This is a genomic window from Paenibacillus sp. 7541, from assembly GCF_002276395.1.
Classification (GTDB): Bacteria; Bacillota; Bacilli; order Paenibacillales; family Paenibacillaceae; genus Paenibacillus_AQ; species Paenibacillus_AQ campinasensis.
Genome location: NZ_NQLZ01000011.1, coordinates 223,580 through 247,147 on the forward strand (window position 1 = coordinate 223,580; position 23,568 = coordinate 247,147).

The window sequence follows — 23,568 nt, forward strand, 5'->3', positions numbered from 1 at the left end:
CAGTCATGTTGATAGGAGGATTCCAGAATGAATATCCATGAATATCAAGGAAAACAAGTACTGAAGCAATACGGAGTAGCCGTTCCGAACGGCAAGGTTGCGTTTACGGTTGAAGAAGCTGTCGAAGCGGCCAAATCTTTGGGCAGCCCGGTGACGGTTGTGAAGGCGCAAATTCATGCAGGTGGCCGCGGTAAGGCCGGCGGCGTGAAAGTTGCGAAGAACCTCGATGAGGTTCGTGCCTATGCCGAAGAGATTTTGGGCAAGGTGCTGGTCACTCACCAGACCGGACCGGAAGGCAAAGAAGTTAAGCGCTTGCTTATTGAGGAAGGCTGCGACATTCGCAAAGAATATTATGTCGGCGTTGTGGTGGACCGTGGAACCGGACGCGTCGTTATGATGGCCTCCGAAGAAGGCGGAACGGAGATTGAAGAGGTTGCAGCAGCTACGCCGGAGAAGATTTTTAAAGAGGTCGTTGATCCAGCGGTTGGACTGCAAATGTTCCAGGCTCGCAAACTGGCATATTCCATTAATATTCCGAACGAACTGGTAGGCAAGGCAGCCCAATTCATGATGGCTTTGTATAAAGCCTTTGTGGAGAAGGACTGCTCGATTGCCGAGATTAACCCGCTTGTCGTTACAGGTGACGGCAATGTGATGGCACTGGATGCGAAGCTCAACTTTGACTCCAATGCGATGTTCCGTCATAAGGACATCCAGGAGCTGCGTGATTTGGATGAAGAGGACGAGAAGGAGATCGAGGCATCCAAATTTGACCTGAGCTACATAGCGCTTGACGGCAACATTGGCTGTATGGTGAATGGTGCCGGTCTTGCGATGGCAACGATGGACATCATCAAATACTACGGCGGCGAGCCGGCCAACTTCCTTGATGTAGGGGGCGGTGCAACGACGGAGAAGGTTACGGAAGCCTTCAAGATCATTCTGTCCGACCCGCAGGTTAAAGGCATCTTCGTGAACATCTTTGGCGGCATTATGCGCTGTGATGTCATCGCCAACGGTGTGGTGGAAGCCGCGAAGCAAATCGGGCTTAGCCGTCCGCTTGTCGTGCGTCTGGAAGGGACAAACGTAGAGCTTGGCAAGCAGATTCTGGCGGAATCCGGACTGAACATCGTACCTGCCGATTCCATGGCCGACGGAGCGCAGAAGATCGTCTCCCTCGTTCAGTAATTATTCATTCCTGAACAGGCATGGCACATGAAGGAGAATTCCGCTCCTGCCGTGCGGTTGCTTTCATTATTCAAATGAGGAATTTTGCAAAGTCCTGAAATTACAATAGGGGATGTGAATCAATCGTGAGTATTTTGATCGATAAACATACAAAAGTAATAACGCAAGGGATTACAGGGAAAACGGCTCTGTTCCATGCCAAGGGCGCTCTGGATTACGGCACGCAAATGGTGGGCGGTACATCTCCAGGCAAAGGTGGAACCCAAGTCGAAATTACGCTGGAGAATGGAACAAACGTCAGCCTCCCGGTGTTTAATACGGTTGAAGAAGCCAAAGCGAAGACCGGTGCTACGGCCAGTGTTATCTATGTTCCGCCTGCATTTGCCGCAGATTCCATCATGGAAGCTGTCGATGCTGAAATGGAGCTGGTTATCTGTATTACCGAGGGGATTCCGGTCCTTGATATGGTGAAGGTAGCGCGTTACATGGAAGGCAAGAAGACACGCCTGATCGGTCCGAACTGTCCGGGTGTCATTACGCCAGGTCAGTGCAAAATCGGCATTATGCCAGGCTACATCCATACTCCGGGCCATGTCGGCGTTGTATCCCGCAGCGGTACGCTGACGTATGAGGCGGTTCACCAGCTGACGGCTCGCGGCATCGGACAATCCACCGCGGTTGGCATCGGCGGCGACCCGGTGAAGGGAACCGAATTCATTGATGTGCTGAAGCTGTTCAATGAAGACCCGGACACCTATGCGGTTATTATGATTGGTGAAATTGGCGGTACGGCCGAAGAAGAGGCTGCCGAGTGGATCAAAGCCAACATGACTAAGCCTGTTGTCGGCTTTATCGGTGGAGCTACAGCGCCTCCAGGGAAGCGGATGGGTCATGCCGGCGCCATTATTTCCGGCGGTAAAGGTACAGCCAAGGAGAAGATTTCGGTACTTGAAGCTTGTGGTGTCAAAGTTGCGCCAACCCCTTCCGAGATGGGCTCGACACTCGTTAGTGTTCTGGAAGAACAAGGCATTCTGGCGAAGTGCACAACGCACTAATTAACGGGGCGCTACTGAAATTCATAGTTTCATAGTAGTTTGATTCAAGGTAAGCAACCTTTTATTTCCCGATGGGAGATAAAGGGTTGCTTTTCGTGTTTTTAAGGATAATTCTATCGTCATTAACTGAACCGAAGGGAGCAGCGTTATATGGATATAAGCAATATCGTATTGGCGGCACTGCATGAAAGTGAAGGGATCGGCTGGAAAACAATCGAGCGCATCATGCATCACGGTGGCATACGCAGCGAAATGCTTCATTATAGAGCAAAGGATTGGGAGGCTTGCGGCGTGGGTGTCGAAACGGCGCATCATCTCGAACATAACTTCATGCTTACTGTCGAATCGGTGACGAACCGGATGTCGGACGATGACACGAACGAGCCTCGACAACAATGCAGCTCCGCATCAAATTTGACAAATGATCAAAAAATACGTATTATTACAGCCCTCGATACGTTGTATCCACAGCGCCTGCATTCGTCCTCCCAGCCACCGTGGGTGTTGTACGCAATTGGCGATCTCCAGCTTATGGAGATGCCAAGCATTGCCATGGTAGGCACCCGCCTGCCCACGGCATATGGCAAGAAGGTAGCGGCCGTGCTGGCGGAGGAGCTGGCAGAGGCGGGATTTGCCGTCGTCAGCGGCATGGCAAGAGGCATCGACAGCGTGGTGCACGACGCGGTTCTGGCCCGTGACGGCCGGACGATCGCTGTGCTCGGAGGAGGGATCGATGTCGTTTACCCGCCGGAGAATCGCTCGCTCTATGAGGATATTGCAGACAAGGGGCTGATCCTCTCTGAATATCCGCCGGGAACCAAGGTGCGCCCGGGCTTCTTTCCGCGTCGAAACCGGATTATTGCAGCGCTTGCGCTCGGGACGGTGGTGGTCGAGGCCGATGCCCGCAGCGGCTCGCTCATTACGGCGGATATGGCGCTGGAGGCGGGAAGGGATGTTTTCTCGGTTCCTGGACAAGTGACATCTCCGAAGAGCAGGGGGACGCTGGATTTGATCAAGCAGGGAGCCAAGATGGTGACATGCGGTGCGGATATTATAGAAGAATATGAAATTTGGTTGCCAAAAGGCATAAAGGATTCATACAATAAGGAGCGGCAGGAGGATCATTTTGCTGCTGGAGAAAACGCCGGGTTGACAAATGATGAACTGGAAATATACCATAGGCTCGAACAAGGGCCGGGCTCGCTCGACGATTTGCTGGAGCAAACCCGATGGGATTTTGGACATTTGCATTCAGTTCTGTTATCTTTAATCATAAAAAAGCAGATAACCCAATTACCCGGTGCTATATATAAGATCATTTAAATGGGAAGTTTGATGTTGGAGAGGAGGATGAACCTGTGGCGGATTCTCTCGTCATCGTAGAGTCGCCTGCCAAGGCGAAAACCATTGGCAAATATCTCGGCAGCAAGTACATCGTGAAAGCTTCAATGGGGCATGTTCGCGATCTGCCGAAAAGCCAAATCGGCGTTGAGGTAGAAAATGGCTTCAACCCGAAATACATTACGATCCGCGGAAAAGGTTCTGTCTTAAAGGAACTTAAGGATGCAAGCAAAAAAGTGAAAAAAGTGTATCTCGCGGCTGACCCCGATCGTGAAGGTGAGGCGATCGCGTGGCATCTGGCGCATGCGCTGGAGCTGGATGAATCCCAGAGCCTTCGTGTCGTCTTTAACGAAATTACGAAAACAGCCGTCAAGGACGCTTTCAAAACACCGCGCAAAATCAACATGGACCTGGTGAACGCGCAGCAGGCGAGACGAATTCTTGACCGTCTGGTAGGTTACAAGATCAGCCCGCTGCTGTGGAAGAAGGTGAAGAAGGGGCTGTCGGCCGGCCGCGTGCAATCCGTAGCCGTCAAGATCATTCTGGATCGGGAGAATGAAATCAATGCGTTTGTTCCCGAGGAATACTGGACGATTACCGCGAAGCTGGCGGTGAAGGGCGCTTCTTTCGAAGCGAAGTTTGTTCAACTCGACGGCGCGAAGAAGGAACTCGGGAGCGAGCAGGATGTAAACGAAATTCTGGCCGCGATTCAGGATGCCTCCTTCGAGGTAACCGACGTGAAGGAACGCGAGCGTCAGCGTCATCCATCCCCACCATTTACGACAAGCTCCTTGCAGCAGGAGGCAGCGCGTAAGCTCGGCTTCAGAGCTGCGAAAACGATGTCGGTTGCCCAGCAGCTGTATGAAGGTGTGGAACTCGGCAAAGAGGGAACCGTCGGTCTGATTACCTACATGCGTACGGACTCCACACGGATCTCGGAAACGGCGCAAGGCGAGGCCAAGGATTACATTCAAAACAAGTACGGAGATCCTTTCGTGCCGGAAAGCCCAAGGCAATATTCGAAGAAAGGCGCAAACGCCCAGGATGCGCACGAAGCGATTCGTCCGACATCGGTCCTGCGTGATCCGGAATCCGTCAAGCCTTACATGAGCCGTGATCAGCTTCGGCTGTATAAACTGATCTGGGAGCGCTTTGTCGCCAGCCAGATGTCATCGGCTGTACTGGATACGCTTTCCGTAGACATCGCCGCCGGACGCACGGTCTTCCGGGCAACGGGCTCCAAGGTTCGTTTCCCTGGATTCATGAAGGTGTATGTTGAGGGCAATGATGATGGCACCACCGAGGAAGACAAATATTTGCCAGCGCTTCACAAGGGCGATCAACTGGAGAAACAGAACATTGAACCGAAGCAGCACTTTACCCAGCCGCCTCCACGCTATACGGAAGCGCGTCTTGTCCGGACGCTGGAGGAACTTGGCATAGGACGTCCGAGTACGTATGCGCCGACGCTGGAGACGATCCAGAAGCGGGGTTATGTCGCGATCGAAGAAAAGAAATTCGTTCCGACAGAACTTGGCGAGCTTGTGATCGAGCAGATGGAGCAGTTTTTCCCGGAAATTCTGAACGTGGAATTTACGGCGAACATGGAAGAAGACCTTGACCATGTGGAGGATGGAACGGAGGATTGGGTCAAAATTTTGTCCGAATTCTATGAATCCTTCGAAAAGCGGCTTGAGGTTGCGGAAGAAGAGATGAAGGAAATCGAAATCGAAGATGAGGTTTCCGATGAAATATGTGAGAAATGCGGCAAGCCGCTCGTATACAAGCTGGGACGATTCGGAAAATTCCTGGCATGCTCGGGCTTCCCGGATTGTCGCAACACGAAGCCGATCATCAAGAATATTGGCGTTGCTTGTCCGAAGTGCAAGGAGGGGCATGTGGTGGAACGCCGCAGTAAAAAGGGGCGCATTTTCTACGGATGCGACCGTTATCCGGAATGCGATTATGTATCCTGGGATAAACCGTCTCCGAAGCCTTGTCCGAACTGCAGCGGACAGATGATCGAGAAGAAGAGCAAGCAGGGCATCAAGCTTCAATGTACAGCCTGTGACTATTCTGAAATGATGGAAGAACAGGACGAAGCAGCAGAATTGTAAGGCATACAGGAGGTAATGAAGTTGACTGAAGCACAAAGGGTGACTGTCATCGGAGCCGGTCTTGCAGGGAGCGAGGCCGCTTGGCAAATTGCCAGCCGGGGGGTCCCCGTCACCTTATATGAGATGCGTCCGGTGGTCAAGACGCCGGCGCATCATACGGACAAGTTCGCTGAGCTTGTCTGCAGCAACTCCCTTCGCGCGAACGGTTTGACGAATGCCGTGGGCGTTCTGAAGGAAGAGATGCGGATGTTGAATTCACTCGTTATCGGCTCGGCAGACCGCAACTCGGTACCCGCCGGCGGTGCGCTGGCGGTAGACCGGGACGGCTTTTCCGGAGAGATTACGCACACGCTGCATAATCACCCGTTAATTGAAGTCGTAAACGAGGAAATCCAGCATATACCTGAAGAAGGCATCGTCGTCATTGCTACAGGTCCGCTGACATCGCCGGCACTGTCGGCCGAAATTCGCGAGCTGATGGGCCAGGATTATTTCTACTTCTACGATGCGGCTGCGCCGATTATCGAGAAAGACTCGATTGATATGAGCAAGGTTTACCTGGCCTCCCGATACGATAAGGGAGAAGCCGCCTACTTGAACTGCCCGATGACCGAAGAGGAGTTCAACGCCTTCTACGAGGCGGTCGTGAACGCAGAGGTGGCCGAGCTCAAGGAGTTCGAGAAGGAGATCTATTTTGAAGGCTGCATGCCGATCGAAGTGATGATGAAGCGGGGAAAACAGACGGCGCTGTTTGGTCCGATGAAGCCGGTGGGCCTCGTCAATCCGCATACGGGAGAGCTGCCTTATGCCGTTGTCCAGCTTCGTCAGGACAATGCGGCGGGCACGCTGTACAACCTTGTAGGATTCCAGACCCATTTGAAATGGGGAGAGCAGAAGCGGATCATCTCGATGATCCCAGGCCTAGAGAACGCGGAAATTGTACGCTACGGTGTCATGCACCGCAATACGTTTGTCAATTCGCCGAAGCTGCTTGAACAGACCTATCAGGTGAAAAACCGTCCGAACCTATATCTCGCCGGGCAAATGACCGGTGTGGAAGGATATGTGGAATCGGCTGCTTCCGGCTTGATTGCAGGCATCAATGCAGCGCTGGCAGCGCAGGGCAAGGAAGGAATTGTATTCCCGCAAGAATCAACGATCGGCAGTATGGCATATTATATTACCCATGCCGATCCGGACAACTTCCAGCCGATGAATGCCAATTTCGGACTGCTGCCTCAGCTTGAGAAGCGCATTCGCAACAAGAAGGAGAAGAATGAAGCTTTGGCCAACCGGGCGCTGGACCAGATCCGTTACTTTATTAATGACCATGGACTGAATAAGATTTTATAACCATTAGGGAGGTCGGCCATCATGGATATGACTTTTCATGCGACTACGATCTGCGCCGTGCGGCATAACGGCACTGCAGCCATTGCCGGCGACGGCCAGGTAACCTTCGGGCAGAACGTCATCATGAAGCAGACCGCCAAAAAGGTACGCCGTCTTTACCGGGGACAAGTTGTCGCCGGTTTTGCCGGTTCTGTGGCGGATGCAATCACGCTGTTTGAGAAGTTTGAAGCCAAGCTGGAGGAGCATCATGGCAATCTGCAGCGCGCGGCTGTGGAGCTGGCCAAAGACTGGAGACAGGACCGGATTTTGCGGAAGCTTGAAGCGCTCATGATCGTGATGGACAAAACGGGGATGCTGCTCATTTCCGGGAACGGGGAGATTATCGAGCCGGATGATGATGTGCTGGCGATCGGCTCTGGCGGCAATTTTGCGCTCTCCGCCGGCCGTGCATTGAAGCGCCATGCCCAGCATTTGGAGGCGAAGGACATCGCCCGCGAGGCGCTCCAGATTGCCTCTGAAGTGTGTGTGTACACCAATGGTAATATCATTGTGGAAGAGCTGTGATCGAAGTTTATACAGGGCGGAGGTAGAGCGATGAAGAATGAAGCGATGACCCCTAGGCAAATTGTTGCCGAACTGGATAAGTATATCGTTGGACAGAAGGAAGCCAAGAAATCGGTGGCGGTTGCGCTCCGCAACCGATATCGGCGCAGCCTGCTGAGCGACAGCGAGCGGGATGAAATCGTGCCCAAAAATATTCTGATGATCGGTCCGACCGGTGTCGGCAAGACAGAGATTGCCCGCAGGCTTGCCAAGCTGGTGAACGCTCCATTCGTCAAAGTAGAAGCCACCAAATTTACCGAGGTCGGATATGTCGGACGTGATGTGGAATCGATGGTTCGGGACCTGGTGGAAACGGCGATTCGGATGGTGAAGCTGGAGCGTACCGAGAAGGTTCGCGACAAGGCGGAAGAGATGGCTAATGAGCGTATCGTGCAAATCTTGGTTCCATCGAGATCGAGTCAGAAAAATCAGCGCAACCCGTTTGAGATGCTGTTCGGCGGGGGAAATGCCGGTCAGACGGAGCAGGAGGAGCCTGAAGACAAGGATGTGAGCCTGAAGGAGCAGCGGAGACAGGTCAGGTTTAATTTGTTGTCAGGGAAGCTGGAGGATGACATCATCGAGATTGACGTGGAGGACACCTCTCCGAACATGTTTGACATGTTTGCCGGTCAGGGCAATGATCAGATGGGGATGAACATGCAGGAGATGCTCGGCAGTCTGATGCCCAAGCGCACCAAGAAACGCAAGCTCAGCATTAAAGAAGCGAGAAAGGTGCTGACCCAGGAGGAAGCGGCCAAGCTGATCGACATGGACGATGTCATCCAGGAGTCGATTCGCCGTGCGGAGCAGTCCGGCATCATCTTCATAGATGAGATAGACAAAGTGGCGAGCCAAGGCCGGCAGTCGGGACCTGATGTATCCCGGGAAGGGGTCCAGCGCGATATTTTGCCTATCGTAGAGGGCTCCACGGTGATGACAAAGTATGGGCCGGTGAAAACAGACTTTATTTTGTTTATCGCAGCGGGTGCTTTCCACATTGCAAAACCGTCGGACCTGATTCCTGAGCTGCAGGGACGTTTTCCGATTCGCGTAGAGCTGGACAGTTTGTCCCTGGATGATTTTGTATCCATTCTGACCGAGCCGAAAAATGCTTTGACCAAACAGTACATTCATTTGCTTCGAACCGAGAATTTGGAGGTTGAGTTCTCACCTGATGCGATCAGGGAAATTGCGCAAATTGCTGCTTCGGTCAACCAGAATACCGAGAACATCGGGGCGCGGAGGCTCCATACGATATTGGAAAAGCTGCTGGAGGATCTGTCGTTTGAAGCGCCTGAGCTGACCCTGGATCGGCTTGTGATCACGCCGCAGTATGTGCGCGAGAAACTGGCGGGCATTGCCCAGGATCGGGATCTGAGCCAGTATATCTTATAACCCCGTCAATTCTACAGCGGGATGCGACAAGGCTGTCGATCCCAAACTCGGGATATTGTCGAATGACTTTCGCAAGTTGGAAGCTGGCAGGACGGTTTTCGTGGTTTTTCTGGAAATGATAGGGAGAAAAACAGGACCCAGTGGTGTGAAAATACGAGAAAAATTTACAGAATCAGGTGTCGTTTTTCAATTTTTTAGGAAAAAAACAATAAAAAATGATTAAAAAGCCCTTCTTTTCGTCGAAAGATAGGGCTTTTTTCTTATTGTAAAAAGTCCCAATCTTTAAGAAACTTAGTTTATATGACATCATGTTGTCTTTTTCTACTTAAGACCTAGGTTAGTGCGTACGGATTAGATTAATTGTCGAAAAAAGGATTAAGTTAGGAAGTGCGCAGTGCCTTTCAGCAATCCAAATAGGAGGAATGAGCTAGTGAATCTATTGAATAACAGTAGCTTTCAACGGCTTCAAAGCGGATTGGACGCAGCGAACCTCAGAAACACGGTTCTGTCGAACAATATCGCGAATGTGGACACTCCCCATTTCAAGAGATCTGCGGTTACATTCGAAAGTCTTTTGAAGAAAGAAATGGGAGGGACCCAATTATCCCTCTCCGGCAGAAGGACAGATCCCAGACATTTTGAAATCGGACGTTCCAATCGGATTCCTGATGCTGTAGTTCTAACGGACGAAACAAGCTCCATGAACAACAATCAGAACAATGTCGATGTGGATCGAGAAATGTCACTGCTCGCGGAAAACCAGCTCCGCTACAATTCCTACGTACAGGTTGTTAACGAGCAAATTCGAATCATGCGGACAGCGATCGAAGGGAGATAACATGACATGAACATCAGCAACAGCTTCGCAATCAGCGCATCGGCGCTTACGGCACAGCGTCTACGGATGGACGTCATCTCTTCCAATATTGCGAATGCGGAGACAACAAGAGCCCGCATCGTCAATGGAGAAGCGGTTCCGTATAGGCGGAAAACGGTTGTTCTTGAGCCTGGGCAGGCTTCGTTTGAGCAGATGCTAAGGGCGGAGATGTCGGGCGGACAGGCGTTTCAAGGGGTAAAGGTAGGCAAGGTTCAAGAGGACCAATCTCCTCTGAAGCTGGTCTATAATCCGAACCATCCGGATGCTAACGCCGAAGGTTATGTTTATATGCCTAATGTGGACATCACCAAAGAGATGGTGGACATGATTTCAGCCTCTCGCTCCTATGAAGCGAACGTTACAGCGATCAATGCCTCCAAAGCTATGATTATGAAGGCTCTGGAAATCGGTAGATAAATAATTGCTCTAAATACATAACCATTGCTGGAGGGAAGAATTTCATGATTCAAAATACAATGTTCAGTACCGCGCAGGTACAGCCTCTTCAATTGCAGAACAGCGTTGCGGCGAAAGCGGCGCCGACTGAGACCATCCGAGAGTTCAGCTCATACTTGGGCGAAGCGCTGAATGCGGTAGCTTCCCAGGAAAAAACGGCCCACGTCATGAGTGACAAATTGATGCTCGGCGAAGTTAACGTGGATCAGGTGATGATAGCAGGCCAGCAAGCATTGTTAAGCATACAGCTTACCACACAGGTCCGAAACAAGGTGGTAGAAGCCTATCAGGAGATCATGCGTACGCAAATCTAAAAGTTTCTAGCAAAGTTTCGGATGGGGTGACGATGTGAACGAGAGAATTTCCCAATATCGGGATAAAGCGACCCAATATTGGAGCCAGTTTAGCCAAAAACAAAAAATAATGCTGATTGCAACGATTGCGATTCTGCTCATCGCGCTGATAGTTCTAACGGTCCAATTTTCCAAGACCAAGTATGAGGTAGCGTTCCGAGACCTGAATTCAAGCGATGCCGCTGGCATTATCAGCTATCTCGAATCCCAGGGGATTGGCTACCAATTGAGCCCCGATGGGCAAAGCATTTCAGTGCCGAGCACCCAGGCTGCCCGGGTAATGGTTGATGTTGGGTCTCAAGGCCTAGTCCAGAACGGGACGATCGGCTTTGAAACGTTTGAACAGAATTCCTCGGCAATCGGCATGACTGAAAATGAATTTGAAGTGAAATATGTAAACGCGCTGAACGGCGAAGTGGAGCGACTGCTTGAAAAAATGCAGGGCATCCAAGACGCTACCGTGCTTCTCAATCTGCCAAAGGAAAGCGTGTTTGCATCCACCGGCAATGAAGATAAGGCCAGTGCTTCGGTAGTGCTTCAGTTCAAACCGGGCTTCCGTCCGCATCAGGAAGCGATTGACGGGTATTACAACCTTGTCAAAACAGCGATTCCGAATCTGCCGATTGAGAATATCACCATCACCAACGATGAGGTGGAGCTGCTTGCCACTGCCAAAGGCGGTCAAGGCGGTCTCATGGGCAAAGTTGAAGAGAACTTCGCTCTTCAGAAGAAATTCGAGAACGATGTTAGGCAGAACGTACAGCAATTTCTGTCCAAGTATATGGGCTCCAACAAAGTCAATGTTCTGGTTGCATCCAAACTGAATTTCGATCAGGTGCAGAGCAAAGAAAACCTGGTGACCCCTGTGGATGAAGAAGAGATGAGGGGCATCGAGCTCAGCGTCCAGGAAATTCAGAAGAACTATTCCGGAACAGGTAGTCCAACGGGTGGTGTAGCTGGAGTCGGTGAAGAAGAAATCGCAGGCTATCCAGGCGATGCGTCCAGTGGACAAACAACCTCAGAAGAAGAATCAAGAATTGTGAACTACGAGGTTAACCGGATTACGAGAGATATCATTGCCAGTCCATATGTTGTTAAAGATTTAACCATAAATGTCTCGGTTGAACCACCTTCGGGACAAGAAATTTTGGATGACACGACAAGAATGGCGATTGAGAACATTCTGGTCAACATTGTTAGAGCTTCACTTTCAGATTCCGGCTCTAACTATACAGACGCACAATTGGCACAAAAAGTTTCGGTTGTTTCGCAGGTAATTAATACTAATCCGGATACGCCGCAAACTCTTCTGTCCCAGCCGCTGCTGTGGGGGATTGGTATCGCTGCACTGGCTCTCATTGCCGGAGGCGCATACTTCTTCATTCGCAGACGCAGACAGCAGGAAGAAATGCTGGAAGACGATGTTCCGCTTCCTCCTGCTACGGAGTTTCCATCGGTCAATCTGGAAAGTGTCACGAACGAGAGTCAGGTTCGCAAGCAGCTTGAGACACTGGCCAAGAAGAAGCCGGATGAGTTTGTCAATTTACTTCGCACATGGCTTGCTGAGGAATAGAGGTGGTAGCGTTGGCCAAGGGAAACAGCACGGAATTGAGCGGTCGTCAGAAAGCCGCAATATTGTTAATTACGCTCGGACCTGAAGTGTCCGCCCAAATATTTAAACATTTAAGAGAAGAAGAGATTGAACAGCTGACACTTGAAATCGCGAATGTGAGAAAAGTGGAAAGCGATGAGAAAGACACCATCCTGCAGGAGTTTCACCAGATATGCCTGGCTCAGGAATACATATCACAGGGCGGCATTAATTACGCGAAGGAAATTTTGGAGAAGGCGCTCGGTCAAGAAAAGGCTCGTGAAGTTATTAACAGACTGACCGCTACGCTTCAAGTTCGGCCGTTTGACTTTGCACGCAAGGCGGATCCGGCACAAATTCTGAACTTTATTCAGAATGAAAATGCACAGACCATTGCGCTCGTATTGTCTTATCTTCAGTTCGAGCAGGCATCTGTCATTCTTTCCTCTCTGCCGCAGGAGAAACAGGCTGAGGTTGCACGCCGGGTCGCTGTGATGGACAGCACTTCGCCGGAAGTCATCGCCCAAGTGGAGCGAGTGCTTGAGCAGAAGCTGTCCGCGACAGTCACCCAGGATTACACAAGCGCGGGAGGAATCGAATCCATCGTTCAGATTCTGAACGGTGTAGACCGCGGAACCGAGCGCACGATACTCGACTCGCTTGAGATCCAAGATCCGGAACTTGCCGAAGAGATCAAGAAACGGATGTTTGTATTTGAAGATATCGTCAATGTGGACAACCGTTCCATACAGCGAATTATCCGCGATGTCGAGAATGCCGACTTGCAGCTTGCGCTCAAGGTGGCAAGCGAAGAGGTGCGGGATGTTATATTCCGCAATATGTCTAAACGAATGGCCGAGTCCTTCCGGGAAGAGATGGAATACATGGGACCGGTTCGGCTGCGTGATGTTGAGGAAGCACAGAGCCGGATTGTAAGCACGATCCGCAGACTCGAAGAAGCGGGCGAAGTCATTATTGCTCGTGGTGGAGGGGATGACATCATTGTCTAATTTGATCAAATCGTCCCATTATAAGCCCATGAACGAACCGGCTGCACTGGATCTTGCCCGGCATTATCATGTGCCGGTTGAGGAGCAGTCTGAAGAAGAGGTTCCGAAAGGTGTTGATCCCGCGGTAGCGGTAACGCTGGCCGAGGCTGAACGAATGAAGGATGAGATGCTCAAGGATTCCCAGGAATTCGCGGAAAGACAGCTGAGGGAAGCTTCGGAGGAAGCGGAGCGGATGCTGGCTGAAGCGAAAGAGCAGATTGACGCTTGGTGGGAGGAACGAAGACTCCAGGACAACGATTTATCCGAAGCCTTGAAGTCGGAAGGTTACCGGCAAGGCTATGAAGAAGGCGCGGCAAAAGCCGAGCAGGAAATGAGGGAGCTGCTGGATAAGGCTACTCATGAAGCGCAGGAGCTGCTCCAGCAGGCTTACCGGGCCAAGGAAGAACTGATACAGGAAGCGGAGCCCTTTCTTGTGGAACTGAGCTGTGCGATTGCCGAGAAGGTCATCGAACGGCAATTGACCGTCGAGCCTGAATTGATGGTGGAGCTAATACGCAAGAACTTGTCCCGCAAACGAGAAAAAGGCGTGATCTCGCTTTGCGTCGCACCCGAGCATTTTGAATTTATATACGCGGCCCGCGAAGAATTGGGGCTGGTGATCGATTCACAGGCAGAGCTGCAAATACTGCCTGACGCGACGGTTCAGGATCGAGGATGCGTCATCCGTTCCTCCTTCGGAAGTGTGGATGCGCGAATTGATACTCAGCTGGAAGAGATCAAGAAAGAGCTGGTTCGAATAGCTCTTGAGGATGAGGAGCGAAGAAATCAGGATGAGGACGCTTGACAGCATGCGTTATATTGACCAGCTTCGGCATTTGGATCCGGTTCGAATTAACGGAAAAGTGACGCAGGTGATCGGGTTGATGGTAGAGTCCGAAGGGCCTGACGCGAGCATCGGGGATGTGTGTTATATCTATCCGACCAAGCAGTCCAAGCCCTTGAAGGCCGAGGTTGTCGGGTTCAGGGACAACAAGGTGCTGCTGATGCCGCTTGGCGAGCTTCATTCCATCGGACCGGGATGCGATGTGGTCGGTACGGGGAAACCGCTTAGCGTACAGGTTGGGTCTGAACTGCTGGGCAAGGTGCTTGACGGTTTGGGGCAGCCGCTTGACGGCTCGATCATTCCGGCGCGGATGCCGCACTATAACACCAACAACACGCCGCAGAATCCGCTTAATCGGCCTCGCGTCCAAGAGCCGATCAGCATTGGCGTTCGGGCGATTGATGGATTGTTGACGATCGGCAAGGGGCAGCGTGTCGGCATCTTCGCCGGTTCCGGTGTCGGGAAAAGCACGCTGATGGGCATGATTGCAAGAAACACGTCAGCGGATGTCAATGTTATTGCCCTGATTGGTGAGCGCGGTCGTGAGGTGCTGGATTTCATTGAGCGCGACTTGGGCCCGGAAGGCCTGAAGCGCTCGGTCGTCATTGTGGCGACCTCGGACCAGCCGGCGCTGATTCGGATTAAGGGGGCGCTCATCGCGACGACGATAGCAGAGTACTTCCGCGATCGAGGACTCAACGTCATGCTGATGATGGATTCGGTCACCCGTTACGCCATGGCTCAGCGTGAGGTTGGATTGGCAGTTGGCGAACCACCGGCGATGCGGGGTTACACCCCTTCCGTTTTCGCCAGTCTGCCCAAGCTGCTGGAGAGAGCGGGCACCGGGCCGACAGGCTCGATCACCGCATTTTATACGGTTCTGGTGGATGGCGATGATATGAACGAACCGATTGCGGATACGGTCCGGGGAATTCTTGATGGACACATTGTGCTAAACCGGGGAATTGCCAATAAAGGACATTTTCCGGCCATTGACGTACTGTCCAGCATCAGCCGTGTCATGAAAGACATCGCGCCGGAAGAGCAGATCGATGCAGCGGACAATGTGAAAAGACTGCTCGCCGTTTATCGGGACTCCGAGGATCTGATCAATATCGGAGCCTATCAGCAAGGTTCAAACGCAGACATCGACGAATCCATCGAGCATATTCAACGGATATGGGATTTCACGAGACAGAAGGTAAATGAAAAGACGACATTGAGTGAGGTTCAGGAACGACTGATTTCCGAGTTCTCAAGGAGATGACTGTGACGAATGAAATTTCATTACGCATTCCAGAAAATCGTGGATCTGAAAACGAATGAAAAACACCAGGCAGAATGGATGCTCTCCAGTGCCATCGGGAAACTTCAGGCGGAAGAGAAAAGCCTGCATGAGCTGTATGAGCTTAGAGACGAGATGTACCGTGCCCAGGAAGAAGCCGTAGCGAAAAGAGCGCCAGTGGCTGAAGTGAGGAATATCCAGCAGTACGCTGAGTATTTGGAACAGTGCATTCATCGCAAGCGTGACGACATTCGCCGGGCTCATGTCAATGTTGAGAAGAATCAGAAGTTTCTAACCGAGAAGATGATGGATGAAAAGGTATGGCTCAAAGCCAGGGAAAAATCCAAGGAAAGGTTCCGGCATGCAAGTCTCCTTCGGGAACAAAACGAGCTGGATGAAATGGCAACGGTGCGTTTTGCGATTAAGGCTCGTTAACGGTCATCGCCATACCGCCGGGTTAAGGCGAAGGAGGGATAAGAGTGGCTAGAAACGACGATATGCCAATAGACAAAGAAGAGTCAAGCGGAGGATTCGAGCGAATTCTGTTAATCCTCATTCCGGCTATCTTCACCATCGTTCTGTTAGGCGCGCTGGCTGTTTTTTTCAGGTCTGATGTCCGGGACGGTGTACTTGATTTTGCAAACAAAATTCCGATTGTGAAAGACTGGGTTCCCGATCCGGTGCTGTCGCCGGAGGAGCAGAAGCTTAAGGAGGCCAAGGAGCAAGAGGAAAGCGCCGAGGCGACCATCGCGGAGCTCAAGAAGCAGCTTGCAGAACGGGAAGAGGAAATCGCTCAGTTGGCTGAGGAAAAGGAAGCAGAAGCCAGCAAAGTTCAGCAGCTAGAGTCTCGGATCGAAACAATGGAGAATCAGGCAGCTGCAGTCGAGCCGGTTGAAGAAGACGATGAATATACGAAGCAGATTCGCGAGTTGGCCAAGCTGTATGCGGGGATGAGCCCGAGCAAGGCAGCGCCGATTATGCAAAATCTGACACTGGAAGAAATGGTGCTCATGCTCAGTGAAATGAAGAGCGCCGACCGCTCGGCGATACTGCAGCGTATGGATCCGAAGGTGGCCGCTGATGCCACGATGATGCTGAAGGACGCGAAGCCGTCCGAAGACTTGGCAATAGCAGCGCTTCAGTCGCGGCTGGACCGGAATGAGTCGCAGTCGACGCAGAGTACATCAGCCAACCTCGATCAGAGCCAGCTGAATCAGACATTTGCAGGAATGACGCCGGCGAATGCAGCAGATCTTCTGATGCAGATTTACAAGATTAGTCCTGGCAAGGCCATCACGATTTTGAATTCTGTCAATGACGCTACGCGTTCCCGAATTCTTGACGCGATGTCCCAGAAGGATGCCGAAGTTGCGGCAAGGGTGTTGAATCGACTCATGGGCTCCAACTAAAAGCGTAATCGCTTGGAAAGGAGGTGAGAAAGATGACATTAATTCAAGGCGCAGTTCCTTCGATCTCTTCTGCATCGACGGTCGGGAGCACAAGCAAGGCGGGCACAGCAGGAGGCACTGCATTTGAAGCCGTGCTGGTATCCCAATTGTCAGGCCAGGGGGCATCGGAAAGCGAAACTGCAGCGGCAGTGGCGCTGCCGGTTCTGCCTGCCGAATCGGATGAGGCGGTGGACGGGCTAGTAGAATTGCTCACGCAACTGCTGGATGATCTGGATCTGCTGGATGAAGCATTGGCAGAAGATCCGTCGCTGTTACAGCAGCTGCAGGCTTGGCTGGCTCAAGCGAATCTTTTGATTCAAGGAGACAAGCAGACGGCAGCGGGGAAGACGGCAGAGGCTGGCGATGGAGAGGCTTTGTTGCCTCCTTTGGCGATGCATAGCGACACCGTCCGATTTGCGGTACAGGATACGGTGGCCCAGCTGATCGAGAAGGTGAAATTGCTCGGCTCACAGGCACAGCATCTTGAGGCACCGATGAAACAGCTCGTTCAGGCATTCCAAGGTTTGATGGGTGAAATACGGCACACAGATCAGACGTCCACCGCGTTTGGCCGCATGCTGAACGATCAGGCCGGACAAGCTGCACCAACGAACACGGCTCATGCAAAGGTTAGTGAGCAGGCTGGAATGTCCAATGGGAATTCTGGCACAGCAACCGGATCGAATCCGAACCCAGCGCCGACCATTCGTGTGGAAGGCGAGGCTCTGAAGTTTGAGTCGCTCTTCCCGGAAGGCGAATCTTTGCTGGAACAGGGAACGGTTACGGCCGGACAGCTGGCGCTTCGCTCTGGAACGCAGGTAGCGATTAAGCCAGCAGCACCACCAGTGCCGGTGGAGAATTTCGCCAATGAGATGACCAACTTCATTATCAACAAGCTGGAGATCGTCAAGATGCACGGGGCAACGGAAGCGAGAATTTCCTTGAACCCGGAGCATTTGGGGCAGGTTGACATCAAGCTGACGATGCAAAATGGTCAGTTGATCGCTCAATTCATGACGCGAACGGCCGAAGCGCGGGAGCTGATTGATCAGCAGATGGCTCAGTTAAGAGCGGCGCTCGCGGCACAGGGCCTGCAGGTGGAGAAGATCGAGGTGACGCAAAGCAGCTCCTCTTCGACCGCATATCTGTACCAGGATGGCCGTCAGTCCGGCTCCGGACAGCAGCAGTCGCAGCAGCACCGATCCCAAGAGAAGGACAGACCGAATGATGATGCCGTTATTGCTGCGGATCTGACAGAGGAATGGAACGACTGGCTCGCATCCGTTCAAGCTGAAGAGGAAGAGCATGGAGGCACATTTACAGCAGAAGCCTAATCGCGGGGAGGTGAGTAATCATGGCGGAAAATGTCAGTAATGTTGGCTTTAGCAATGTAGAGCCTGGCCATACCCGTTCGAATTCGAAGGACAAGACGGTGCCTGGCGGCGAGCTCGGCAAGGACGAGTTTTTGAAAATTCTCGTGGCTCAGCTTCGTTATCAGGATCCGCTCCAGCCGATGCAGGACCGGGAATTTATATCGCAGATGGCTCAATTTACTTCACTGGAGCAATTGATGAATATCAACTCCCAGCTGAACCAGTTGAGCCAGTCGCTTGGCGCGGCATCAAGCTTGATCGGCAAACAGATCAGCTGGATGGTTCTCCCGGAGGGCGGTACGCAATATCAGATGGAGAGCGGTCTGGTGGAGTCCATTATCGTCCGGGACGGCCTCACATATGCCAAAGTCGGGGTGAACGAAGTACCGCTTAACGAGATTGTGAAGATTGAAAATGCGGCTGTGCCAGAGACGCCTGAGATGCCGCAGACGCCACCTGCACCAGATAGCGGAGCTAGCGAGCCGGATACAGGCGCAGATGGGGCCGGGGAGAGCAGCGGCGATGAACCGGCCGGAGGAACAGGACCATGAGTGAACGAATGACGATTGGTCAGCTGTATTCCGGCACGCTTCACCCGGCAGCGATTCATCGGGATCGCTCACAGGCACATTCACCATCCCATAGTACACCAGGGTCCGGTGAGTTCCGTAAGCTCCTGAATGAAAATTTGCTGAAGATCAGCAATCATGCCGCCAAGCGGCTTGAGCAGCGCGGCATCGAGCTGGAAGCGGATCAGCTGGTCCAAATTCACAGCGCGATTGAGAAGGCGGCTGCAAAAGGAAGTAAAGAATCCCTGATACTGATGAAGGATATGGCGCTCATTGTGAACGTGCCGAATCGCACGGTTGTAACCGCCATGAATGGCAAAGCAATGGTTGACAATGTATTCACCCAGATCGATAGTGCAATTATCATTTCATAAACTGGCTGGCCCGACTAGGAAGCCAGGCGGCCGCTGATCGACAGATGCGGTCCATTAAGAAAGGGGATAAACGATGCTAAGATCCATGTACTCCGGTGTATCCGGCATGAGAGGATTTCAGACGAAGCTTGACGTGATCGGCAACAATATTGCCAATGTGAACACGGTAGGATTCAAGGCCAGCAGGGTCATGTTCAAGGATATTATGAGCCAGACCTTGTCCGGGGTTACCCCAGGAACGGAGGACCCAACCGGCGGGATTAATGCCAAGCAGGTTGGACTTGGCGTGTCGCTGGGTTCGATTGATACGCTGCACACGCCGGGAAGTGCGATGCTGACCAACTATCCAACGGATATGCGTATTGACGGGGACGGCTTCTTCATGGTTTCCCTGGGCGAAGAACAAGAGGTGCCGTTCTTGACCCGTGCGGGTGATTTCCATATTGATGTGGCTCGCAACCTTGTAACCTCCGATGGATTTTTGGTGCTTGATGCAGAGGGTGAGCCTATCGCTCTTGAAGAAGGAGTCACAGCTTTCACCATTTCTCAGAATGGAACCATCATTCAGAGAATGGAGGATGGAACGACTGAGGAAGGCGCGACCATCGGCATTGCCGTAGTTCCCAATCCTGAAGGCTTGGAAAAAATCGGCGGCAATTTGTATCGCGTGACGCTGAATGCTGTGCCTGATGGTGAACTTGAGGATTACATCTCAACCGGCAATGACCCAGAGCTCGGCACCGGAGCCATCATCACCGGTCAGCTTGAAATGTCCAACGTGGACCTGACAGGCGAATTTACCGAAATGATTGTGGCCCAGCGCGGCTTCCAGTCCAACTCCCGGATTATTACAACCTCCGATGAGGTTCTGCAGGAAGTTGTTAATCTGAAGCGTTAAGGTGAATGAGGGGAGGGGGGAATTCCCTCCCTCATAATAAAGGAGGTCTGTCCATGATATCGGTAACGAGGATTAACGGTTCGCCCATGTGGCTTAATGCTCTCTTGATTGAAATGGTTGAAGAGACTCCTGACACTTACATCACTTTAATCAACGGCAAGCGCATGATTGTGCTCGAGAGCGCAGATGAAGTCATCGAGGCGGTCAAGGCGTATCATCGCGAAGTCGGTGTGCATCAAGCAACTATTAAAGTGCAGCAAATGGAGGAACCTTCATGAAAAAGATGTTTCCGTGGATCATCACAATTATGCTATCGATCACGCTAATTGTGCTTGCCGTGTTCGTGTTGTCCAACTCAAACGGCAAGAACGATGCCCAAACGGCGGCGACTGTAAAAGTCAAACCGCACTTGTCAGCTGACGAAATTGTTGAAGTAACATCGGAAATCACCGGTATCAAAACGAATCTGGCTGATCCTGATTACATCATTTCCGTCGCATTTTCCATCCAGCTTAGCGATAAAAAAGCGAAGGAAGAGTTCGATAAAATCAAGGACATTAAGATTAAACCGATCATCATCAAAACGCTGGCTGATACGAACCCGGATACACTCAACGGTTCCAAAGGCCGTGAGCAGTTTACAAGCAAGCTGATGGACCTGGTGAACGAATCCATTACAACAGGGAAAGTCGTCCAAATTGATATTGCTGACGTTCTCGTAGCTGGAATATAGGCCTGTTCGTCGGGTGACCTGTAAGGGGGTGAGTAGATGGTTGATGTTTTATCGCAGAATGAGATCGATGCCCTGCTGGCCGCGCTCTCTTCCGGAGAAATGGACGCTGAGGAATTGAAGAAAGAAGAAACGCAAAAGAAGATCCGTTCCTATGACTTTAAAAGAGCGGTTCGTTTCTCGAAGGATCATATTCGAAGCTTAACCCGGATTCACGAGAACTTTGCAAGATACCTGACCACTTATTTTTCAGCCCAGCTGCGCACGTTTGTGCATATCAGTGTCGTTCAGGTTGAACAGCTTCCTTATGATGAGTTTATCCGTTCCATACCTAAAATGACGGTGCTTAACATCTTTGAGGCAGAACCGCTGAAAGGCCGTATGGTAATGGAGGTCCATCCCAACATCGCCTATGCGATGCTTGACCGAATGCTGGGCGGCACCGGGACAGCGCCAAGCACGATCGGCGCCATGACCGAAATCGAAACGATCATCATGGAAAAAATCTTCAGCCGTGCATTTGAAAGTCTCCAGGAAGCTTGGAAAACGGTGATTGATATTTCGCCGCGCCTGGAGGCACTCGAGACGAATCCGCAGTTTATGCAAATCGTCTCCCCCAACGAAACGATTGCACTGATATCGCTCAGCACAAAAATCGGTGATACGACAGGGATGATTAACCTCTGTATCCCGCACGTTGTTCTGGAACCGATCATGTCCAAGCTTTCGGCACACCAGTGGTTCGTTTCCGAGAAGAAATCGCGGGTTCCGGAAGAGGTGGACGCCCTGAAGCAGCGGGTCAGCAAAGCGAAGCTGCCGGTTGTAGCAGAACTGGGTGTTTCACAGCTGACGGTTGCAGAATTCCTCGGCTTGGGGGTCGGGGATGTCATCAGCCTGAATAAGCCGGTCCACGATGGGCTAGCCATTAAGGTCGGCGACAGATTGAAGTTTATTGGCAGTCCCGGCACGGTGAAGGATCGGGTTGCTGTACAAATCGATGAAATTGTCATCGAAGGAGCTGAAGAACTTGACGAGTAAAGATTATTTATCCCAGGAAGAAATCGACGCCTTGTTAAAGCAGTCGGAAATGGCTCCGGCCCCTTCTTCGGCGGCAACCGTAGACGACGTGCTAACGCCTCTCGAGCAAGATGCGCTTGGCGAGATTGGGAATATCACTTTTGGCAGTGCGGCAACGGCTCTATCGACACTGCTGGGCAAAAAGGTTGATATTACAACGCCAAGAGTTTCGATCATTACCAGAAGCCAGTTTGAAGCGGAGTTCCCGAAGCCTCACGTTGCGGTTCACGTAACCTATGTGGACGGCTTTGAAGGCATCAACTCCCTTGTCATTAAATCGAGAGATGCCCAGGTCATTGCGGATCTGATGCTGGGCGGAGAAGGCAATCCGGCGGATGAAGAGCTGAATGAAATACATATCAGCGCTGTGCAGGAAGCGATGAACCAGATGATGGGTTCCTCGGCAACGAGCATGTCCACCATCTTCAACCGTTTTGTCAACATTTCGCCACCCGGGATTGATATTTTGAATGTAGAGAGCGGAACGGGGGTAAGCAATCTCCCTCCGGATGAAACGCTGATCAAAATCTCTTTCCGATTGATTATCGGTGATTTGATTGACTCAACCATCATGCAGCTGCTGCCGGTGGAATTTGCAAAAGACATGGTTCGCACGCTGATTGGCGGAGCAGAGGAGTCTGCTGTTGAAGCAGCTGTGACGACAGAGGCGCCTCCGGTTGTTGAGAGCCAACCTGCGGTCGATCATCTTGCAGTACCAAATACCCAACAGCCTCCAGCGGGAGCTGCGCCAATGCAGACTCCAGGCCCAGATTACAGTCAGCCGATGCAAGGAGGACAGGTACCGCCTTCCATGCCATATGGGATGCCCCATCAGCCCCAGCAATATGGCGGAATGCCTAACCGGAATGTAAATGTGCAACCGGTGCAGTTCTCTAATCTGCAAGCTCCACCGTACGCGCAAGTAGATGAAAACAATCTTAACTTACTGATGGACATTCCTCTTAAAGTCACCGTAGAATTAGGAAGGACCCAGAAGCAAATTAAGGATATCTTGGAAATGACGCAAGGCTCTATCATTGAGTTGGACAAGCTTGCAGGTGAGCCTGTAGACATACTCGTCAACAACAAGTTGATCGCCAAGGGAGAAGTCGTGGTCATTGACGAAAACTTTGGGGTTCGGGTCACGGATATCGTAAGCCAATGGGACCGGATTCAAAAATTACAATAGCACTATATATTAGGGAGGATTATTATCAATGGCTAACCGAATTCTGATTGTGGACGATGCTGCATTTATGCGAATGATGATTCGCGACATTCTGGTTAAAAACGGCTTTGAAGTAGTAGGTGAGGCTCAGGATGGTGCGCAAGCTGTCGAGAAATTCAAGGAGCTTCGTCCCGATCTGATCACGATGGATATAACGATGCCTGAGATGGACGGTATCGCTGCATTGAAGGAAATTAAAAAGACGGATCCGAACGCAAAAGTCATCATGTGTTCTGCGATGGGACAGCAGGCGATGGTTATCGACGCAATCCAGGCGGGCGCTAAAGACTTTATCGTCAAACCGTTCCAATCGGACCGCGTCATTGAAGCTATCAACAAAACGCTTGGCGTATAAGGGTAGCTA

At 51.6% G+C, this 23,568-nt stretch carries 25 protein-coding genes; all 25 read left to right on the top strand.

The annotated features are described in order from the left end of the window. Nucleotides 1-27: 27 nt before the first annotated feature. Nucleotides 28-1,188 (top strand): ADP-forming succinate--CoA ligase subunit beta, encoded by a 1,161-nt coding sequence (sucC, locus tag CHH75_RS07055; protein WP_095397833.1) that lies wholly within the window; start codon nt 28-30, stop codon nt 1,186-1,188. A 125-nt stretch (nt 1,189-1,313) separates the two neighbouring features. Next, complete coding sequence (sucD, locus tag CHH75_RS07060; RefSeq protein ID WP_095265761.1) at nt 1,314-2,243, top strand: succinate--CoA ligase subunit alpha; 930 nt, start codon at nt 1,314-1,316, stop codon at nt 2,241-2,243. A 150-nt stretch (nt 2,244-2,393) separates the two neighbouring features. Beyond that, complete coding sequence (gene dprA / locus CHH75_RS07065) at nt 2,394-3,566, top strand: DNA-processing protein DprA (protein ID WP_095397834.1); 1,173 nt, start codon at nt 2,394-2,396, stop codon at nt 3,564-3,566. 35 nt (nt 3,567-3,601) lie between these two features. Beyond that, complete coding sequence (gene topA, locus CHH75_RS07070) at nt 3,602-5,701, top strand: type I DNA topoisomerase (protein WP_095265759.1); 2,100 nt, start codon at nt 3,602-3,604, stop codon at nt 5,699-5,701. Nucleotides 5,702-5,722: 21 nt separating this feature from the next. Beyond that, the gene (gene trmFO / locus CHH75_RS07075; RefSeq protein ID WP_095265758.1) at nt 5,723-7,054 is read left to right on the top strand and encodes an FADH(2)-oxidizing methylenetetrahydrofolate--tRNA-(uracil(54)-C(5))-methyltransferase TrmFO; all 1,332 of its coding nucleotides are present in this window, start codon (nt 5,723-5,725) and stop codon (nt 7,052-7,054) included. Between the two features lie 21 nt (nt 7,055-7,075). Next, nucleotides 7,076-7,618 (top strand): ATP-dependent protease subunit HslV, encoded by a 543-nt coding sequence (gene hslV / locus CHH75_RS07080; RefSeq protein ID WP_095265757.1) that lies wholly within the window; start codon nt 7,076-7,078, stop codon nt 7,616-7,618. 30 nt (nt 7,619-7,648) lie between these two features. Beyond that, entirely contained in the window at nt 7,649-9,052 is a 1,404-nt protein-coding gene (gene hslU / locus CHH75_RS07085; protein WP_095265756.1) for an ATP-dependent protease ATPase subunit HslU, read from the top strand. A gap of 430 nt (nt 9,053-9,482) precedes the next feature. Further along, complete coding sequence (gene flgB / locus CHH75_RS07090; RefSeq protein WP_095397835.1) at nt 9,483-9,890, top strand: flagellar basal body rod protein FlgB; 408 nt, start codon at nt 9,483-9,485, stop codon at nt 9,888-9,890. 6 nt (nt 9,891-9,896) lie between these two features. Next, nucleotides 9,897-10,346 carry a flagellar basal body rod protein FlgC gene (gene flgC / locus CHH75_RS07095; RefSeq protein WP_095265748.1) on the top strand — a complete coding sequence of 150 codons (450 nt, stop codon included), beginning with the start codon at nt 9,897-9,899 and terminating at the stop codon, nt 10,344-10,346. Between the two features lie 44 nt (nt 10,347-10,390). Further along, complete coding sequence (gene fliE / locus CHH75_RS07100; RefSeq protein ID WP_095265747.1) at nt 10,391-10,699, top strand: flagellar hook-basal body complex protein FliE; 309 nt, start codon at nt 10,391-10,393, stop codon at nt 10,697-10,699. Between the two features lie 34 nt (nt 10,700-10,733). Then, a complete protein-coding gene (gene fliF / locus CHH75_RS07105) occupies nt 10,734-12,311 on the top strand; it encodes a flagellar basal-body MS-ring/collar protein FliF (protein ID WP_095265746.1) in 1,578 nt (525 codons plus the stop codon). An 11-nt stretch (nt 12,312-12,322) separates the two neighbouring features. Further along, nucleotides 12,323-13,339 (top strand): flagellar motor switch protein FliG, encoded by a 1,017-nt coding sequence (gene fliG, locus CHH75_RS07110; RefSeq protein ID WP_095265745.1) that lies wholly within the window; start codon nt 12,323-12,325, stop codon nt 13,337-13,339. Further along, nucleotides 13,332-14,183 carry a FliH/SctL family protein gene (locus CHH75_RS07115; protein WP_095265744.1) on the top strand — a complete coding sequence of 284 codons (852 nt, stop codon included), beginning with the start codon at nt 13,332-13,334 and terminating at the stop codon, nt 14,181-14,183. The genes fliG and CHH75_RS07115 overlap by 8 nt, the downstream gene beginning before the upstream one ends. Then, on the top strand, nt 14,170-15,489 hold the full coding sequence (fliI, locus tag CHH75_RS07120; RefSeq protein WP_095397836.1) for a flagellar protein export ATPase FliI: 1,320 nt from the start codon (nt 14,170-14,172) through the stop codon (nt 15,487-15,489). Before CHH75_RS07115 ends, fliI begins: the two co-directional genes overlap by 14 nt. Nucleotides 15,490-15,498: 9 nt before the next feature. After that, the gene (gene fliJ / locus CHH75_RS07125; protein ID WP_095265742.1) at nt 15,499-15,942 is read left to right on the top strand and encodes a flagellar export protein FliJ; all 444 of its coding nucleotides are present in this window, start codon (nt 15,499-15,501) and stop codon (nt 15,940-15,942) included. Between the two features lie 44 nt (nt 15,943-15,986). Further along, entirely contained in the window at nt 15,987-16,916 is a 930-nt protein-coding gene (locus CHH75_RS07130) for a MotE family protein (RefSeq protein WP_095397837.1), read from the top strand. Nucleotides 16,917-16,948: 32 nt separating this feature from the next. Beyond that, nucleotides 16,949-18,289: a flagellar hook-length control protein FliK gene (locus CHH75_RS07135; RefSeq protein ID WP_095265740.1), complete on the top strand. Its 1,341-nt coding sequence runs from the start codon at nt 16,949-16,951 to the stop codon at nt 18,287-18,289. A gap of 20 nt (nt 18,290-18,309) precedes the next feature. Further along, nucleotides 18,310-18,879, top strand: coding sequence for a flagellar hook capping FlgD N-terminal domain-containing protein (locus tag CHH75_RS07140; protein WP_095265739.1), 570 nt, complete (start codon nt 18,310-18,312; stop codon nt 18,877-18,879). Further along, nucleotides 18,876-19,271 (top strand): TIGR02530 family flagellar biosynthesis protein, encoded by a 396-nt coding sequence (locus CHH75_RS07145; protein WP_095265738.1) that lies wholly within the window; start codon nt 18,876-18,878, stop codon nt 19,269-19,271. The genes CHH75_RS07140 and CHH75_RS07145 overlap by 4 nt, the downstream gene beginning before the upstream one ends. Before the next feature lie 73 nt (nt 19,272-19,344). Then, nucleotides 19,345-20,169: a flagellar hook-basal body complex protein gene (locus CHH75_RS07150; RefSeq protein WP_095265737.1), complete on the top strand. Its 825-nt coding sequence runs from the start codon at nt 19,345-19,347 to the stop codon at nt 20,167-20,169. 53 nt (nt 20,170-20,222) lie between these two features. Next, nucleotides 20,223-20,447: a flagellar FlbD family protein gene (locus CHH75_RS07155; RefSeq protein ID WP_095265736.1), complete on the top strand. Its 225-nt coding sequence runs from the start codon at nt 20,223-20,225 to the stop codon at nt 20,445-20,447. After that, nucleotides 20,444-20,902: a flagellar basal body-associated FliL family protein gene (locus tag CHH75_RS07160; RefSeq protein ID WP_095397838.1), complete on the top strand. Its 459-nt coding sequence runs from the start codon at nt 20,444-20,446 to the stop codon at nt 20,900-20,902. The genes CHH75_RS07155 and CHH75_RS07160 overlap by 4 nt, the downstream gene beginning before the upstream one ends. A 36-nt stretch (nt 20,903-20,938) precedes the next feature. Beyond that, nucleotides 20,939-21,937, top strand: coding sequence for a flagellar motor switch protein FliM (gene fliM / locus CHH75_RS07165; RefSeq protein ID WP_095265734.1), 999 nt, complete (start codon nt 20,939-20,941; stop codon nt 21,935-21,937). Beyond that, nucleotides 21,927-23,165: a flagellar motor switch phosphatase FliY gene (fliY, locus tag CHH75_RS07170; protein ID WP_095397839.1), complete on the top strand. Its 1,239-nt coding sequence runs from the start codon at nt 21,927-21,929 to the stop codon at nt 23,163-23,165. Before fliM ends, fliY begins: the two co-directional genes overlap by 11 nt. A gap of 28 nt (nt 23,166-23,193) precedes the next feature. After that, a complete protein-coding gene (locus CHH75_RS07175) occupies nt 23,194-23,559 on the top strand; it encodes a response regulator (protein WP_095265732.1) in 366 nt (121 codons plus the stop codon). Nucleotides 23,560-23,568 lie beyond the last annotated feature (9 nt).